Origin of the sequence: Moritella sp. 24, from assembly GCF_018219155.1 — a bacterium.
Classification (GTDB): Bacteria; Pseudomonadota; Gammaproteobacteria; order Enterobacterales; family Moritellaceae; genus Moritella.
Map to the genome: position 1 here is coordinate 1,529,206 of NZ_CP056123.1, position 15,477 is coordinate 1,544,682.

Annotated in this window: 17 protein-coding genes; 15 read left to right on the top strand and 2 right to left on the bottom strand. The window is 39.5% G+C overall.

Annotation, left to right across the window (positions count from 1 at the left end; translation table 11 throughout):
- The first annotated feature begins 221 nt into the window (after positions 1-221).
- From HWV00_RS06900 to HWV00_RS06930, 7 genes are all read left to right on the top strand, one after another.
- A complete protein-coding gene (locus tag HWV00_RS06900; RefSeq protein ID WP_211685373.1) occupies positions 222-659 on the top strand; it encodes an NUDIX domain-containing protein in 438 nt (145 codons plus the stop codon).
- Positions 660-788: 129 nt separating this feature from the next.
- Entirely contained in the window at positions 789-1,157 is a 369-nt protein-coding gene (locus tag HWV00_RS06905) for a VOC family protein (RefSeq protein ID WP_211685374.1), read from the top strand.
- 54 nt (positions 1,158-1,211) lie between these two features.
- Entirely contained in the window at positions 1,212-1,751 is a 540-nt protein-coding gene (locus HWV00_RS06910) for an MAPEG family protein (protein WP_211685375.1), read from the top strand.
- A 2-nt stretch (positions 1,752-1,753) separates the two neighbouring features.
- Positions 1,754-1,972, top strand: coding sequence for a DUF6500 family protein (locus HWV00_RS06915; protein WP_211686403.1), 219 nt, complete (start codon positions 1,754-1,756; stop codon positions 1,970-1,972).
- A 36-nt stretch (positions 1,973-2,008) separates the two neighbouring features.
- The gene (locus HWV00_RS06920) at positions 2,009-2,470 is read left to right on the top strand and encodes an isoprenylcysteine carboxylmethyltransferase family protein (protein WP_370630493.1); all 462 of its coding nucleotides are present in this window, start codon (positions 2,009-2,011) and stop codon (positions 2,468-2,470) included.
- Positions 2,471-2,572: 102 nt separating this feature from the next.
- Positions 2,573-3,010: a YtoQ family protein gene (locus HWV00_RS06925; protein ID WP_211686407.1), complete on the top strand. Its 438-nt coding sequence runs from the start codon at positions 2,573-2,575 to the stop codon at positions 3,008-3,010.
- Between the two features lie 155 nt (positions 3,011-3,165).
- Positions 3,166-3,759 carry an HAD-IB family hydrolase gene (locus tag HWV00_RS06930; protein WP_211685376.1) on the top strand — a complete coding sequence of 198 codons (594 nt, stop codon included), beginning with the start codon at positions 3,166-3,168 and terminating at the stop codon, positions 3,757-3,759.
- An 80-nt stretch (positions 3,760-3,839) separates the two neighbouring features.
- On the opposite strand, the gene HWV00_RS06935 is transcribed toward HWV00_RS06930, so the two are convergent.
- Complete coding sequence (locus HWV00_RS06935; protein WP_211685377.1) at positions 3,840-4,520, bottom strand: glutathione S-transferase N-terminal domain-containing protein; 681 nt, start codon at positions 4,518-4,520, stop codon at positions 3,840-3,842.
- A gap of 266 nt (positions 4,521-4,786) precedes the next feature.
- On the opposite strand from HWV00_RS06935, the gene HWV00_RS06940 reads away from it, so the two are divergent.
- The 6 genes from HWV00_RS06940 (at position 4,787) to yddG (ending at position 11,571) form a co-directional block, all read left to right on the top strand.
- A complete protein-coding gene (locus HWV00_RS06940) occupies positions 4,787-7,621 on the top strand; it encodes an HD domain-containing phosphohydrolase (RefSeq protein WP_211685378.1) in 2,835 nt (944 codons plus the stop codon).
- A 65-nt stretch (positions 7,622-7,686) separates the two neighbouring features.
- A complete protein-coding gene (locus HWV00_RS06945) occupies positions 7,687-7,992 on the top strand; it encodes an NIPSNAP family protein (RefSeq protein ID WP_211685379.1) in 306 nt (101 codons plus the stop codon).
- 64 nt (positions 7,993-8,056) lie between these two features.
- Complete coding sequence (locus HWV00_RS06950; RefSeq protein WP_211685380.1) at positions 8,057-8,566, top strand: GNAT family N-acetyltransferase; 510 nt, start codon at positions 8,057-8,059, stop codon at positions 8,564-8,566.
- Positions 8,567-8,717: 151 nt separating this feature from the next.
- Positions 8,718-10,070 (top strand): SPFH domain-containing protein, encoded by a 1,353-nt coding sequence (locus HWV00_RS06955; protein WP_211685381.1) that lies wholly within the window; start codon positions 8,718-8,720, stop codon positions 10,068-10,070.
- A gap of 90 nt (positions 10,071-10,160) precedes the next feature.
- Positions 10,161-10,439, top strand: coding sequence for a peptidylprolyl isomerase (locus HWV00_RS06960; RefSeq protein ID WP_211685382.1), 279 nt, complete (start codon positions 10,161-10,163; stop codon positions 10,437-10,439).
- 244 nt (positions 10,440-10,683) lie between these two features.
- Entirely contained in the window at positions 10,684-11,571 is an 888-nt protein-coding gene (gene yddG / locus HWV00_RS06965; RefSeq protein ID WP_211685383.1) for an aromatic amino acid DMT transporter YddG, read from the top strand.
- Positions 11,572-11,611: 40 nt separating this feature from the next.
- Here the strand turns inward: yddG and HWV00_RS06970 are convergent, their stop codons facing one another.
- Positions 11,612-12,889, bottom strand: coding sequence for a diguanylate cyclase domain-containing protein (locus tag HWV00_RS06970; RefSeq protein WP_211685384.1), 1,278 nt, complete (start codon positions 12,887-12,889; stop codon positions 11,612-11,614).
- Between the two features lie 310 nt (positions 12,890-13,199).
- On the opposite strand from HWV00_RS06970, the gene HWV00_RS06975 reads away from it, so the two are divergent.
- Both HWV00_RS06975 and HWV00_RS06980 read left to right on the top strand, forming a co-directional pair.
- Positions 13,200-13,640: a YccF domain-containing protein gene (locus tag HWV00_RS06975; RefSeq protein WP_211685385.1), complete on the top strand. Its 441-nt coding sequence runs from the start codon at positions 13,200-13,202 to the stop codon at positions 13,638-13,640.
- A 305-nt stretch (positions 13,641-13,945) separates the two neighbouring features.
- Complete coding sequence (locus HWV00_RS06980) at positions 13,946-15,436, top strand: SulP family inorganic anion transporter (RefSeq protein WP_211685386.1); 1,491 nt, start codon at positions 13,946-13,948, stop codon at positions 15,434-15,436.
- Positions 15,437-15,477 lie beyond the last annotated feature (41 nt).

Below are 15,477 nucleotides of genomic sequence, written 5' to 3' on the forward strand. Positions count from 1 at the left end.
TGTCGTCTCATGTCTAATTTCACCAATCATTCAATTGTGTTTAGTTATACATTATTGCTATGTTTGCTTATTGTGCGTCATACCGAGCTTCGAATCATGCGTACAATTATTTATATGAACTTGATCTGTTTGTTGGTCTTAACCTTGTGGTTAGTATTATTGGCTTACTTTCTAGTACTTGATTATATGTCTTATATGGAATGTTTTTTAAAGGATCAGTAATGGCTCAGAATGTCGTTCAAATCATTTTCATTCGAGGTTCTCAAGTGTTACTTGGATTTCGTCAAAATACCGAAGCGTACAATAAGCTATGGGCTTTTCCTGCAGGTAGAATGGAGTTAGGGGAATCCCCTGAAGACAGTGCTAAGCGTGAGTCATTAGAAGAAGTGGCTGTTGAGCCTATCTCACTCGATTTCCTCATTGAACTACCTGATCCTCACGTTAATTTTCAACATAATGTTTATATATGTAATGACTGGGAGGGGGAGATTAAAAATGCAGAACCACACTTATGCCGAGAGGTTTGCTGGTTTGATATCGACAATCTGCCTAGTAACTGTATTCCAACCACTTATACTGTCATTGCCGAATTAAATAAATACCTTCTTTATCATCAGGATGTTATAAATGCAGAATCATTATTTCAGGTCGAGGCATGACGAAAAGCCTTGAACAATATGCGTCGAAATTGAAAATTATGCTGATAATGAGTAAATAATTAAACCGGCATAAAACAATAAAATTATAAATATGTGTAATACAAAAATAGACCGAATAGGAGTATATAAATGATTGGATATGTAATGTTAGGCTCACAAAATATCGACGTTTCGCGTTATTTTTACAGCGCTTTAATGGATATGATGGGTGCTAAGAAAGTCGCGGATTCAAAAAAATTCTTAGCGTGGAGCTTTGGTGAAGACAAACCTATGCTTGCAGTCGGCACACCTTTCGACGGTGAAGACGCGAGTTATGGCAATGGCACTATGGTTGCTTTAAATGTCGCTTCGGTTGAAGAGGTTGATAAGCTGCATAAAAAAGCATTAGCTTTAGGTGGACAGAATGAAGGTGATCCGGGTGTGCGTTCAGGTGGTTTCTATTGTGCTTACTTTAGAGATCTCGATGGCAATAAACTGAATTTTCATTGCAAGCCTTAAAGCATTAATCACGGAATAACCCCAGTCTAGCACTCACGAATTAAAGGAATAAGCATGGCGCTATCAAGTAAACAAAGTGGTGTATTTAAGGGAATGTCTGCAGCAATGTTGATCTCAATACTTACGATTGTGATGGCCATTATATTTGATCCTCTTAACTACCATTTAATTACTCAGGTATCTGAAAGGTTAACGGTCTTAGGACTATCACTGATTTTTCCCACTTTATTTTTAATTGCATCCATAGGTCGATTGGCTAAATTCCGATTTTTTAGCCCTGAAGATATCGATGGTAGCGGGCTAACGTCAGCGACAAATGAAGCGACTGTACTTCAGAGTTTACTGCAAAATACATTAGAACAGTTGGTTATTGCTTTTGGTGTTTACACTGCTTGGAGTCTATTGATGCCGACTGCTTGGCTATCTGCTGTCCCTTTGTGTTCATTATTATTTGCTATTGGGCGAGGCTGTTTCTTCATTGGTTATAGTCATGGCGCGCCTGCGAGAGCATTTGGCTTTGCACTTACGTTTTATTCTACAGTGATACTGTTCTTAGTGTTACTAGGCTACCAGTTACTACAGTTGATGGGTTAATGATGAGAGAAGCATTAAGAAGTAAAATAATCGATGTTTGTAATAAGAAAATAGAGACTAAAGGCGATAATGTCGGGCTTTCATTCTACGCCTTCTTCGCGAATAAAAATGATAATCCGGAATTGTTGATGGAAGCTGCGACTTGGTGGATTCAAACGCATAAATTAGATCATTTCGTTAAGGCAGTAGTCATTAAAAAGATGATTCAAACCGGATTGTAGTGCGATATCGGAAGGTATGTAAACAAGGAGAGTAATATGCGAGTGCTTGAAAATAAGATCCCACCCCCTATTGTCGCGGCGTTATTTGCGTTTGTAATGTGGTGCATTTCATTGCTATTACCAACGGTTGAGATGAGTACTGCTATTCGATGGGTATTATCAGTGGTTGTTATTGCTACGGGTGTGTTCTTTTGTCTCGCTGGCGTAGTGTCTTTTCGTCAGGCTAAAACAACGGTAAACCCGTTGAAACCTGAAACAACGACAGCGTTGGTCGATTCTGGCATTTATGCCATTTCACGTAATCCAATGTATGTTGGATTTTCCTTATTTTTACTCGCATGGGCTGTGTACTTATCGTCGCCTTGGGTGAGTGTCGGCGTGTTAGGCTTTGTCATGTATATGAACAGATTTCAGATTGTACCTGAAGAGCGAGCACTGAAAGGCATATTTGGTCCTGAATTTACCCAGTATCAGGCAAAAGTTCGTCGGTGGTTGTGATCTGTTATTACTCGCTATTACAATAGGGTGTTGCCCATAATATGGGTATGCGATTTTCTAGAATAAGCGTTATAAATAACGGAATATAAGAGGTTAAATATGATGAAATATGTTGTTTATCTGTCAGGTGAGATACACAGTGATTGGCGTGAACAAATTATTACTGGCTGCGAGCAAAAAGGACTGAATATTCAGTTTACTTCAGCTGTCACAAATCACGAAGCAAGTGATGCCGCTGGCGATTGTTTAGGTGAGGAAAGTACTTCATTTTGGCGAGATCATAAGTCATCGAAAGTAAATGCAATCCGTATTCAAACAGCGATTAAGCAATGTGATCTTGCAATTATACGATTTGGTGAAAAGTACAAGCAATGGAATGCTGCATTTGATGCCGGCTTTTGTGCTGCATTAGGAAAGCCTTATATTACCCTGCACGATGAGTCTCTAATTCATGCGTTAAAAGAAGTTGATGGTTCAGCGCAATCTTGGGCGACGACACCGGCACAAGTTGTTGAAGTGTTAGAGTATCTGACGTCATAATTAAGGTTATATTTACCTAGGCTTGAGTTTTTATTATGAACTTAGGCGTGTTAACTTTTGGGTGCTAGTCAGTATGCTTAAGCATATTTTAATGACGAACTTGGCTTTGATTGCATAGTCGACTGCGCTGGAAAATAATATTTAAAGGAACGTCAGTGAATATCGCTTTTTTTGATTTTGATGGCACAATTACCAACGAAGATGCGTTTACCAAATTTATCTTCTACGCAACACCAAAACATCGCTTAATTACTGGTATGTTACTGCTATCGCCTATCATCTTATTACACAAGCTAGGTTTATTTCCTGCTGCGAAGATAAGACCGATATTAGCGAAAGTTGCTTTTTGGAATCGTAACAAAGCACAAGTGTTTGATATTGCAGAGCGGTTTGCTGACGAGTATTTACCGTCAGTTACAAGACAAACTGCAATGAAGCGGATTGATTGGCATAAAGCACGCGGTGATAAAATTGTTGTCGTTTCGGCTTCACTTAATCCATACCTCTCTCATTGGTGCAAAACACATGGTTTAGAGTTGATATGCAGTGAACTGGAATCAAAAGGAACCGTGCTGACGGGTAATTTTGTGCACGGTGACTGCGGTGGTGAAAATAAGGTGGTTTTAATCAATAACCATGTTGATTTATCCGAATTTGATACCGTTTTTGCATACGGAGACACCGAAGAGGATTTTCCTATGCTGGGCTTGGCGCAAACAAAATACTATCAATGGCGTGAAGTGGCGTAGTGATTTAATAGACATTAGCCAAGCTGTATTTTAGTGTATAACACAGCTTGGTTTACTTACTTACTTACTTACTTACTTACTTACTTTTTAAACGACGATTTACCTATCTCTGAAAATCCGTACACATCAAACCCTCTTATTGTCGCAGGTCTTTGCTTACATACCTCAAGCCATTGCAGCACATGAGGGAATGAATTTAATTCCAGCTGTACTGATGCGTTATAAAACACATCAAGCCATATAACCCAAGGAAAAATAGCGATATCGGCAATACTGTATTCGTTACCGATTATATAAGTTTGATGTTGAAGTCGATCATTTAAAATGCCTAATAAGCGTGTTGTTTCGTTGGTAAAGCGTTGTTCTGGATAGGGATGATCACATTTATCTTTACTGTAAGTATGAAAATGACCAAAAGCGCCAAACATAGGGCCGATAGCACTGGCTTGAAAAAATAACCATTGGATCGTTTCACTGCGCGCTATTGGGTTTTTAGATAGTAACTTACCTGATTTTTCCGCTAAATAAAGTAAGATAGCCCCTGATTCCATAATCGGATGGCCCATATCTTCGCCTGCTGCGAGATCAACAATCGCGGGAATTTTTGTGTTCGGGTTAATCTTCTTGAACTCATCACTGTGTTGCTCTCCTTTTGTTATATCGACGGTATGTACATCATAATCGAGTCCCATTTCTTCTAATGCAATCGGTATCTTAATGCCATTCGGTGAGCCGAGAGAATACAGTTGAATATTAGCCATGTTTATTTATCCAAATTAGTGTCTGATTTCACTTATTCTATATAGCTCAAAATATTATAGAACAGCCAGTGTAAACACATCAGTTTTGCGTTCTATGCAAAAGTTAATTTGTCCACCTGTTTTATGCTATTAGTTAACACTTTCTCACTTTAATAATGGCTTTTATCACAAAGGTTACAAAGACTTGTATTAGGTGTTTATTATTCTTTATTGCCATGTTATTTCACTCATTAATATTGTTTTTTACAAAATTTGAGTATTTAATTATGAAAATGTCGGTATCGTTTAGAACATTTATTTTGGTTGTCTGTATATCCATTGTTCTATTGTTAAGCGTTATTCTGATTAGAGTCAGTATTAATCATTCTCGTGAGGTTGCGACGAGCCTTTCAAAAGATATTATTGCCAGTCACGCAGAAGCGCTTAAAGGGAAAATTGATTTACTGGCGACGCCTCTTGCCACTATTTTAAATACACTGGCGTTTACTGACTTCGTCCACTCTGAATTAAAAGTTAATGATCCGGTTTGGCTTGGCACCTTGGCTAAAATTTTAGCCAATAGTCCGCATCTCTCTACGCTGTATTTTGGTGATGAACAAGGAAACTCGTTTGTTGTCAGACCCATTTATGATGCAGGGGATAGAGAAAGACTCAGTGCGCCTGAAAATACGGCCATTATGGTTGATTACAATCAATTTAATGGAGACCAAAAACGCATCTTTTTTGATAAAGAGATGTTGGTGATCCGTGATTTTCTTTATGACAATAATAATTTTGATCCACGGGTGAGACCTTGGTTTATTGAAACGGAACAAGATGGTGAAATTAACGTTACCGAACCTTATTATTTCTATTTCTTTGAACATTTTGGTATTACGTTTTCACGCCGTACGCTAGATGGAAATAGTGTTATTGCAGCTGACTTCACACTTGATTCATTTAACGATTCATTAAAAGAACTGGCTTATTCAGTCAATTCTAAAACGTATTTGTTTACAGAAAAAGGTAGCTTACTTGCGAGTAATCAAGAGATTAAAATAGATGACCCGACAAAAGAGACGTTGCTTCAGGATTTAGACCTCAGTGCGCTTATCCCCCAGTTAAGTCGCGTTAATATTAACGAAGGGGAAAGCAGGCGTGTTGAATGGCAGGATCAATCTTGGCAATTGATCATAACCCCTATGATCATAGGTAAGAATGAGGTGCTGTATTTAGTGAATGTTGTTTCCATGAGTGACATGCTTGCGGACTCAAATAAGTTTCACAGCAAACTGATAGTGATCTCGATTGTGATTGTAGTTCTGTCATTAATCATTGTCATTAGTGCTACTCACCGTGTAGTAAGCCCTTTGATGTATTTAGTTAAATCATTAAAAAGTATTCAACGGTTTAACTTTAAACCTCGGCCTTATTATCGTTCGGGTATTAGAGAGATTGATCAGATAAATGAAACTGTGTTGATGATGGAGAAGGTATTACTTGATTTCGTTAACAACTTAAAGAGTGTGGCGCGTTCAACAGCCCCTAAGGAAGTTTCACTGTCGTTAGTGTCGCAGGTGCAAGATATCTTAGAATCAGATGACTGCTTCTTGTTTATAAACTCTCGCGAATCGAGATCTAAATTTTCGCTCGTTGCTAATATTGGCAAGCAGAACTCGTTGCATTTACAGGCACTTTTCGATACCAACCCAGACGTATTTACACAGCCTATTTATGAACTGACGCCTGATGAAACTGCGCTTATTTCCAAACATCATCACACCTGTTTTATGGTCTCCTTAATGAACAGAAATAGTCAAAACACAGGCGCATTATTGATTTGTTTTAGCGCCGAGGTTGATGATGATACGCGTAGTCGACTTGACTTTGTACAAGAGTTTATTGGCTTCAATGAAATTGTATTAGAGCACCTAGAAACGATGGAAGAGATGACGAAGTTATTCCATTCTTTTGTCATCATGATGGCGAGAGCTGTGGATGTTAAATCAGCCTATACCGGTGAACATTGCAAGCGAGTCCCTGAGATTACCAAAATGTTAGCTGCGCAGGTGGTTGCAGATAAGCATGCTTTCTCTGATTTTGATATGGACAGTAAACAGTGGGAGGAGTTGGTGCTTGCTGCTTGGTTACATGACTGCGGTAAAGTCTCCACCCCCGATTTCATTATGGATAAAGCGACCAAGTTAGAAACCGTTTATGACCGAATTCATGAGATTCGTATGCGTTATGAAGTACTGAAACGGGATGCTGATATTTGTTATTTAGAGGCATTACTTAAAGGTGAGAATAAAACTCAAGCTAAAGTAGCGTGTGCCCAATTAAAACAAATTCTTGATAATGAGTTTGCTTTTATTGCGGAATGTAATTTGGGTTGTGAATTGATGGGGGAAGATAAAATTGAGCGATTAGTGCAGATATCTCGACGTTCGTGGATGCGCACGTTACCTGATGATATTGGTATTTCACATCAAGAAAAAATGAAAAAAATCCCTCAATCGCTACCAGCGAAAGAAATGGTATTAGCAAACAAAGTGGAGCATTTATATGCGTGGGATAAGAAGAAACTGCAAATAAATGGCTTGCGTGAGTTTAAACTTAAGCAGCCTAAGTACCAATACGATCGTGGTGAATTATACAACCTAGGGATCAAAGCGGGTACGTTAACTGCAGAAGATCGTTATAATATTAACGAGCATATTGTTCAAACGTATATCATGTTAGATCAACTGCCGTATCCAGAACATTTAAAGAATTTACCCATTATAGCGGGCAGTCATCATGAACGTATTGACGGTAAAGGTTATCCCTTAGAACTTGCAGGTGAAGAGATACCATTACAAGGTCGTATTATTGCTGTTGCTGATGTATTCGAAGCATTAACAGCATCTGATAGGCCGTATAAGAAAGCGAAAACGTTAAGTTTGGCGCTAACCATTATGGCGAATATGGTAAAGGATGGACATCTTGATAAAGAGCTGTTTGATTTGTTTTTGAGAACGGGTGTGTATAACCAATATGCAGTGGAGTACTTACCTGCGCAACAAATTGACAGTGTGGACATTGATAAGATTCGTTGTATTTATCTGTGTCTAACCGCTTGATAAACAATTGTTAACATGTTGTTATAAAAAGAAAGCATCAACATAACTAAAAGGAGTTAGTATAGATGGTTACTTGTTATTTAAGGTATGTGATTGACGCATCGAAGATAAAAGAGTTTGAAGCGTACGCAAAAATGTGGATCCCACTGGTTGAAAAGTTTGGGGGCCAACATAATGGCTACTTCTTACCATCAGAGGGGGCGAACAATATTGCTTTAGCGTTATTTACGTTCCCAAGTTTAGCCACGTACGAAGAATATCGAATTAAATCTTTTGATGACCAAGCGTGTATCAATGCGTTTAAGTTCGCAGAAGAAACAAGCTGCATCGTGAGTTACGAACGTAGCTTTTTTAGACCTGTATTTGATTAGCAGGATGCGTCATCTATTCAAGATGGCGCGTTCTATAATAAGGGGATCACGCGGGAGAATGTAGATGTTACTGACAGAGCGACTTATATTACGACTGTTTGTAGAAAGTGATAAATGTGCTGTTGTTTCCCTATTGAAAAATGCGGATTTTATGGCGTATTCTCCAACAGGTGTGATGAACGAATCGCAAGCCGAATCCCGCTTTGAATCACTTCTTAATGCCTTTGAGTATCACGGTATTGGTAAATTGGCCGTGATCGAACAATCGACGAATGATTTAATTGGCTATTGTGGTATTGAGTCGTTCGAATATCAAAATGTTGCCACTGTAGAGCTCGGTTATCGTTTAGCACTTTCAGCGAGAGGTAAAGGTTATGCATTTGAAGCCTGCCAAGCGGTATTAGGATTTGCTCGTGAGTTGGGTTATCAGCAGGTTTTAGCGCTAACTGAATCAGAAAATATCACTTCTCAACATATACTTTTCAAACTCGGTTTTGAATCGAGAGAGAAAGGTGTATATCAAGGCATGCCTATCCAGTATTTTGAAAAGTGTATTCTTCATCCTCTCGGTTAAATTACATGATCCCTATATATTGATATTTTAAGCGGCCCTTTAATAGGCTCAATAAAGTATGGTTTTATTGCCATTCAATTGTGATTTCAACACTATGTTGATAGTTTCGTTTCGACTTTTACTCAAACAAACGGACAAGGAATACTTCGCAATGGATGCAGAATTAAAACCAAAAATAATTAAAGGTACACTCGCAGGACTTGTTGTATTAGTCATGATTTATGTACTTTCTCAATCATTCTTTTATGCCGAACCTGGGTATATCTACCATGTACGAACTGTCACGGGTAATGAAGCTGTCGTCACAGAGATTGGCTACAAATTCTATCCATTTGGTCGTTATAACTCTTGGAAGCGTGCTATGACTGTACAGGCTGCTTCAGGCTCGATTAAACATGCAATAACTGCTGAAAGAGACCCAGATGCAGCATCTGCAAGTTTACCGCCAATGAGTATCATGTTTTTAGATCAAGTGGATGCTAAAGCGGAAGCCACCGTGCGTTTTTCTATTCCTTCCGATGAAGAAGGATTCCTCGAGTTGGCCCATGAGTATCGATCTCCTGAAAACTTGTTACGAACGGCGTTACTGCCTGCGTTTAAGGAAACATTACAAGCTAATGCATCGCTAATGACTGCCGAAGAATACTATGCTGGTGGACGTACTGAGTTTAACTCTGAATTTGAACATCAAATGAATAATGGAATTTATTTAGTAAAACGTGAAGAGGTGGTGGTTAGCTCTCAGAAGACAGCTTCTGCGTCTGCAAACGCTGCATTAGGTAGTGATCAGGAAAAGTACGGAGAAGATACAAAAACGATATTTGTGGTTCGTAAAGTACTGGATACAGATGGTTTACCCCAGCGAAAAACTCAGCGATTTACTGATTTTGGTATTACGGTTGTATCTGCACTAATTACGGACATGAACCCGAATCAGAAGTTTATCGAGCGTATGCAATTGAAGCAAAAAGCATCAGCAGACAGAGCGATTGCGCGCGAACAACGTGTACAAGAAGAAGAACAGCGCTTACTCGTTATAGCACGTGGTGAGCGTGAAGTTGCTGAACGACAAGCACAATCAAAAGTAGATCAAATCCAAAAAACAACAGAAGCTGAAACGGATAAGCAACTGGCTATAACGATGGCTGAAAAATTAAAAGCAGAAGCAGAAATTCATCGAGAAACAGCACAAATCAATTTCGACAAAGCCATCATCGAAGCGAAAACACAGCGCACACTGGCTGACGCAGAGGCATATCAAAAAGAGGTGATCTTACAGGCAGATAATGCGTTAGCACAAAAGCTAGATGCGGAGATTAAGATCCAACAATTGTGGGCACAAGCTTATGCTAAGCGACAAGTACCGACGAATGTCTTTGGTAGCGGTGGTGGTGCAGGTGGTGCGCCAGTCGGTAATGATTATGAAACCAAAGCCTTTATGCAAATGCTTACGTTAGACGCAGCTAAAAGGTTAAGTTATGAGCGTAATTTAGTGAAAGAGTAGAGGTGGATATTAACCATTTCTCGCCTTTTTTATTTTTTTGTCTTACACTGATTTTGAATTTATACCCCCAAGTAAAACAAAGGAAAAAACATGGCTCTAGCAACTGCACGACACATTTTAGTAAACGACGAAGCAAAATGTAATGAACTAAAAGCACAAATTGAAGCTGGTGCTGATTTTGCTGACGTTGCGAAGCAAAATTCAAACTGTCCTTCAGGCGCTAAAGGCGGTGATTTAGGTCAGTTCGGTCCTGGTATGATGGTACCTGAGTTCGATAAAGTTGTATTTTCAGCGCCTGTAAACACAGTTCAAGGCCCAGTGAAAACACAATTCGGTTATCATTTATTAGAAGTTACTAGCCGTAGCTAATAATAAATTATGTTTCTCGCATCGTTCGTGATGCGAGGAATATACCTGCTATTCAAATCAAGATTAAACTTCGCACGATATTTTATTGCCTCCCTGTTTCAAGATAAAGCGTATTTTGTTTCTATCTATACCGCTTGTATAACGATGCTAGCTGGGTAATATTTACGGTATTACTTCCTATTGTGCATGTTTACCGTTCTTTGAGTTTTACTCTAACTACTTAATTATTTTTAAAGGCATTTCTTTGATTAACTCCCATAAATACACACTAGCAGGTTGCTTCGCTATTTTACTTTGGAGCACCATTGTTGGGCTTATCCGTAACGTTGCAGAACAGTTAGGACCTATTGGTGGCGCAGCGATGATTTACACTGTTAGTTCAGTGTTTTTGCTGATTGTTTTAGGTGCGCCGAAGTTAAAGCTTTTCCCGCCTCGATATTTAGTCATTGGTGGTGGACTGTTTGTTAGTTATGAAATTTGCTTGTCGTTAGCATTGGGTATGGCAAACGATGGTACCCAAGCGGTAGAGATGGGCGTGATTAATTATTTGTGGCCTTCACTTACGGTATTACTTGCGGTATTTATCAGTAACAAACCCGTCAACAAACTACTTTATCCGGCAATTGCCTTATCCTTTTTTGGCGTAGCATGGACAGTGGGTGGTGATGAAGGTATTTCGATTAGCCAATTAGCCAGTAATATAGCAACGAATCCGGCGAGTTACTCTATGGCATTTATTGGCGCGTTTATTTGGGCGCTGTATTGCAATATAACTAAGAAACTTGCTAACGGTATGAATGGTATTACGTGGTTTTTTATTGGCACTGCGATAGCGTTGTGGATCAAGTATTTAATCAGCAATGAACCTGCGATGGAGTTTACCACTGAAGCTAGCTTCGACTTGTTACTCGCGGGTATTGTGATGGGCAGCGGCTATGCACTGTGGAATATCGGTATTATTGGTGGCAATATGGTGTTTTTAGCCACGTTATCTTATTTCACACCGATCTTATCGACTTTCTTTTCGGCCATGATATTAGATATCGAATTGACGACTAAGTTCTGGCAAGGGGTCATTATGGTGACAATCGCGTCGTTAATTTGCTGGTGGTTGACGCGAGAGAAGTCTTAGGTTCATTCTGGACTTCTCATTAAACTTAATAGTTCGGTAGTTAATATTGTTTACGGTTCTTATTGTAAGGCTGATGGCACCATCTGTCACGGCCTGAACTCTTTGCTTCATAGAGTGCGTTATCAGCAGTTTTCGCCATGTCTTTCATCGTAGAACCATCAAAATCAGTCACTAAAGTAGACCCTATGCTACAGGTTATTTTAATGTCCTTATGCTGTGGTATTTCTATTTTTCTGACGCTCACCAGTACACGTTCAATTATTTTATCTAATTCACTATTTGATACATTTGTTAAAATAATGGCAAACTCTTCCCCACCTATACGGGCATGAAAATCTTTACCTTGTCGGAGTGTCGATGATACTGCATTTACGGTTGCGACTAAGCATTCATCACCGACGTCGTGGCCATAACGATCATTGATTTGTTTAAAGTGGTCTAAGTCATAAATGATGATCGCCATCGGTAGATGTGTTTGGCTATGTTGATTCATGATGCCGTCACAGAACTCTTCATATGACCGACGATTCGCAATTAATGTGAGTGAATCCGTGTGTGCCATTTCATTGAGTATTGTCGTTCTCAATTTAACTTTTTGGTCTAATTCTCGAGACAGGTGGTGGGTTCGTTTTAGCGTGATGAACATGCACACCAAGCTAATAACGGAAAACGCCATGAAGATAATATAGGAGTATTGAACTATTGTGGTGAGCTCTTCATTATCACCATTTAATGGTACCGTTACCCCAATCGCGCCACGAAGGTCGCCGACTTGCCAATCCTTTTTAGGGCTGTCAGGGTGATAATTATGACAATTCACACAGCTTGGTTCCATAAAAATAGCCTTGGCGTAGCGCAGTACTGATTTTCCTTCCTGTGTTTCAATCCGCTCAAAAACGGGATTTGATGCACTTAGTTTGGCAAGCGCATCATGCTGAAAACTATCTTTTGGGCCACCGGTTAAGGCTCTACTTTTAAATGGATACTGACTGTATGTGTGTACAATCATACCTGTTTCAGCACTTGAGATGTCTTCACCTAGCTCAATTGCAAATGTCGCAGGGTTTGGAATTGAAAGTGGCTTGCCGTGATATAAGGGCTCAACAGTAATATCTGGGTGTGCTCTTAATTTTGTTATACGTGCGCTGTACGAAACACGAGATTGGTTGACTGCTGTCGCTAATATTTCAGCTGTTCGAGTTGCTAATACGGCCGTCGTTGAGTATTGAAATTTTTGTACTGCAAATAGAGAAATACTGGCCATCAGCATAAAAATAATACTGAAAAAAGCGATAGCATGAGTTTGGGTTATCTTCATTTTATTTGTTACCGCTTTAGGGCTAAGTGATTATGTTGATTCAATGGTAATTGATTCAGCGGGGAATTATTGAATAGATGACAGATGGGGTGACAGACAACACAGTTTTGTTTGGTATTACAGCGTAGTCATAAATTATGTTGTGATACCTTGTTATCAATTAAATTAGTGGTGAAATAAAAGACAGTGTGAGTTGATCACTTGTTGGTTATATTTTGTAAATGCTAATAATATATAAATTGAATCTTAGCGTATTTTTGCAGTCTAATGGTTTCAACCGTTACGTTAAAACAAACAAATAGGCGATAACATGAGAACACTTGGCAATATAATCTGGTTTTTATTTGGTGGTGCGGTAATGGGACTTGCGTGGGTTTTCTTCGGCTTACTCGCGTTTATCAGTATTATTGGTATTCCGTGGGGACGTTCTTGTTTTGTAATCGCAGGATTCTCATTTTTCCCATTTGGTAAAGAAGCGATATTTCGTGATGAATTAACCCGTGCAGAAGATATCGGTACTGGCAGCTTCGGTTTTATTGGTAATGCGTTGTGGTTTATCTTTGCGGGAGTTTGGTTGGCGTTAGGGCATTTAGCATCAGCGATCGCATGTTTCGTGACGATTATCGGTATTCCGTTTGCACTACAGCATTTGAAGTTAGCGGTTATCTCGCTTGCTCCAATAGGCCAAACTATTGTAGATAAAGACGTTGCGGCAATGGCGCGCTATAAAAACAATAAATTTAAGCTTTAATAAAAATACATAGCATAATGAATAAAATATTATAAAAGGCGTGAAATTAAGTGTAAAAGGCGTAGAATATTGGCTCTACAATACGATCCACTTTAAACACGATGAAAGGAGTTGTTAAATAACGTGATAATTACGCCGCCTTAGCCCCTGAACTTCCCTCTTTTAGCTTTATAGCTACCAAGTATCATACTTGCACTCGCGCTCTGTCTTACTGTTTTTCAGTGACTTCCTGCGCCCTAAATTTATAACTTAATTTTTCAGGTCCCTGAATCGCTTTCGGCTACCTGATGAAAAGTAGAGATTTAATGTTTAAACAATTCAAAACCGATTGGATGTCTAACATCCGCGGCGACTTGCTGTCTGGCGTTGTCGTTGCACTTGCACTTATTCCCGAAGCTATCGCTTTTTCTATCATTGCTGGCGTTGACCCTAAGGTTGGCTTATACGCTTCATTCAGTATTTGCGTTATCGTTGCGTTTACTGGCGCAAGAGCTGGCATGATATCCGGAGCAACTGGTGCGATGGCCTTATTAATGGTTACTTTAGTCAAAGATTATGGCTTGGAATATCTACTGGCCGCATCACTTCTCACTGGTATTATTCAAATAGCGATAGGCTATCTCAGATTAGCAGACTTGATGCGGTTCGTTTCTCGTTCTGTGATTACTGGTTTCGTTAATGCGTTGGCGATACTTATCCTTGTGGCACAACTTCCTGAATTGACCAATGTAAGTTGGCATGTCTATGCTATGACGGGGCTCGGGTTAGCTGTGCTTTATCTATTTCCGAGAATACCTAAGCTTGGTAAGCTGATCCCATCTCCACTTGTGTGTATCGTATTACTGACTGTTATTGTCATGTATACCGGTATTGATATTCGCACTGTCGGTGATTTGGGGAGTTTACCGGATTCATTACCCATATTTCTTTGGCCTGATGTACCTATCACGCTTGAAACCTTATGGATAATCTTACCTTACTCTTTAGGGTTGGCGACGGTCGGACTACTTGAATCTATGATGACGGCGAGTATTGTCGATGACTTAACGGATACATTAAGTGACAAGAGTAGAGAGTGTAAAGGCCAAGGTATTGCGAATATTGGTGCGTCTTTAATGGGCGGTATGGCTGGTTGCGCGATGATTGGTCAATCTATTATTAATATCAAATCGGGTGGGCTAGGTCGATTGTCTAGTTTGGCTGCAGGGATATTCTTACTGATTATGGTCGTGTTTTTAGGTGAATGGGTGAAGCTGATTCCAATGTCGGCGCTGGTGGCTGTAATGATTATGGTGGCTATTAGTACCTTCTCTTGGAACTCGATTTCAGATCTTAAGCATCACCCTTTATCGACCAATATGGTTATGTTGTCAACGATGGTAGTGGTTGTGGTCACTCATAACTTGGCGCTTGGTGTATTAGCTGGAGTAGTCTTGGCATCGCTATTTTATGCGAATAAAAGCCGACATATATTGGCAGTTAGAGACGATGTGATTATAGAGGATGAGCATGTCACCCATAAGGTTCATGGCCAAATATTCTTTGCTTCAGCAGATCATTTTATCGGGTTATTTGAATTTGAAAAGATGGCCAATAGGATCACGCTAGATCTGTCTGATGCACACTTTTGGGATATTACCTCGGTTGCAGCATTAGATAAGGTGATATTTAAATTTAGGAAGTTGGGCGCGGTTGTAGACATAATAGGGATGAATGATAGTAGTGAAACACTGATCAGTAAATTCGCAATTTATGATAAACCAGAGCTACAAAATAGCACTGCGATGAGTCACTAGTGGTGTTATTTTCGATAATGGCCTAACAAACCAGACTATCG

Bases quoted from the DNA above. Each gene is read 5' to 3' on its own strand.
- HWV00_RS06945 (WP_211685379.1), top strand. From the start codon at position 7,687: ATGGTTACTTGTTATTTAAGGTATGTGATTGACGCATCGAAGATAAAA.
- HWV00_RS06955 (WP_211685381.1), top strand. From the start codon at position 8,718: ATGGATGCAGAATTAAAACCAAAAATAATTAAAGGTACACTCGCAGGA.
- HWV00_RS06950 (WP_211685380.1), top strand. From the start codon at position 8,057: ATGTTACTGACAGAGCGACTTATATTACGACTGTTTGTAGAAAGTGAT.
- HWV00_RS06935 (WP_211685377.1), bottom strand. From the start codon at position 4,520: ATGGCTAATATTCAACTGTATTCTCTCGGCTCACCGAATGGCATTAAG.
- HWV00_RS06980 (WP_211685386.1), top strand. From the start codon at position 13,946: ATGTTTAAACAATTCAAAACCGATTGGATGTCTAACATCCGCGGCGAC.
- HWV00_RS06900 (WP_211685373.1), top strand. From the start codon at position 222: ATGGCTCAGAATGTCGTTCAAATCATTTTCATTCGAGGTTCTCAAGTG.
- HWV00_RS06960 (WP_211685382.1), top strand. From the start codon at position 10,161: ATGGCTCTAGCAACTGCACGACACATTTTAGTAAACGACGAAGCAAAA.
- HWV00_RS06940 (WP_211685378.1), top strand. From the start codon at position 4,787: ATGAAAATGTCGGTATCGTTTAGAACATTTATTTTGGTTGTCTGTATA.
- HWV00_RS06975 (WP_211685385.1), top strand. From the start codon at position 13,200: ATGAGAACACTTGGCAATATAATCTGGTTTTTATTTGGTGGTGCGGTA.
- HWV00_RS06910 (WP_211685375.1), top strand. From the start codon at position 1,212: ATGGCGCTATCAAGTAAACAAAGTGGTGTATTTAAGGGAATGTCTGCA.
- HWV00_RS06920 (WP_370630493.1), top strand. From the start codon at position 2,009: ATGCGAGTGCTTGAAAATAAGATCCCACCCCCTATTGTCGCGGCGTTA.
- HWV00_RS06905 (WP_211685374.1), top strand. From the start codon at position 789: ATGATTGGATATGTAATGTTAGGCTCACAAAATATCGACGTTTCGCGT.
- HWV00_RS06915 (WP_211686403.1), top strand. From the start codon at position 1,754: ATGAGAGAAGCATTAAGAAGTAAAATAATCGATGTTTGTAATAAGAAA.
- HWV00_RS06925 (WP_211686407.1), top strand. From the start codon at position 2,573: ATGAAATATGTTGTTTATCTGTCAGGTGAGATACACAGTGATTGGCGT.
- HWV00_RS06970 (WP_211685384.1), bottom strand. From the start codon at position 12,889: ATGAAGATAACCCAAACTCATGCTATCGCTTTTTTCAGTATTATTTTT.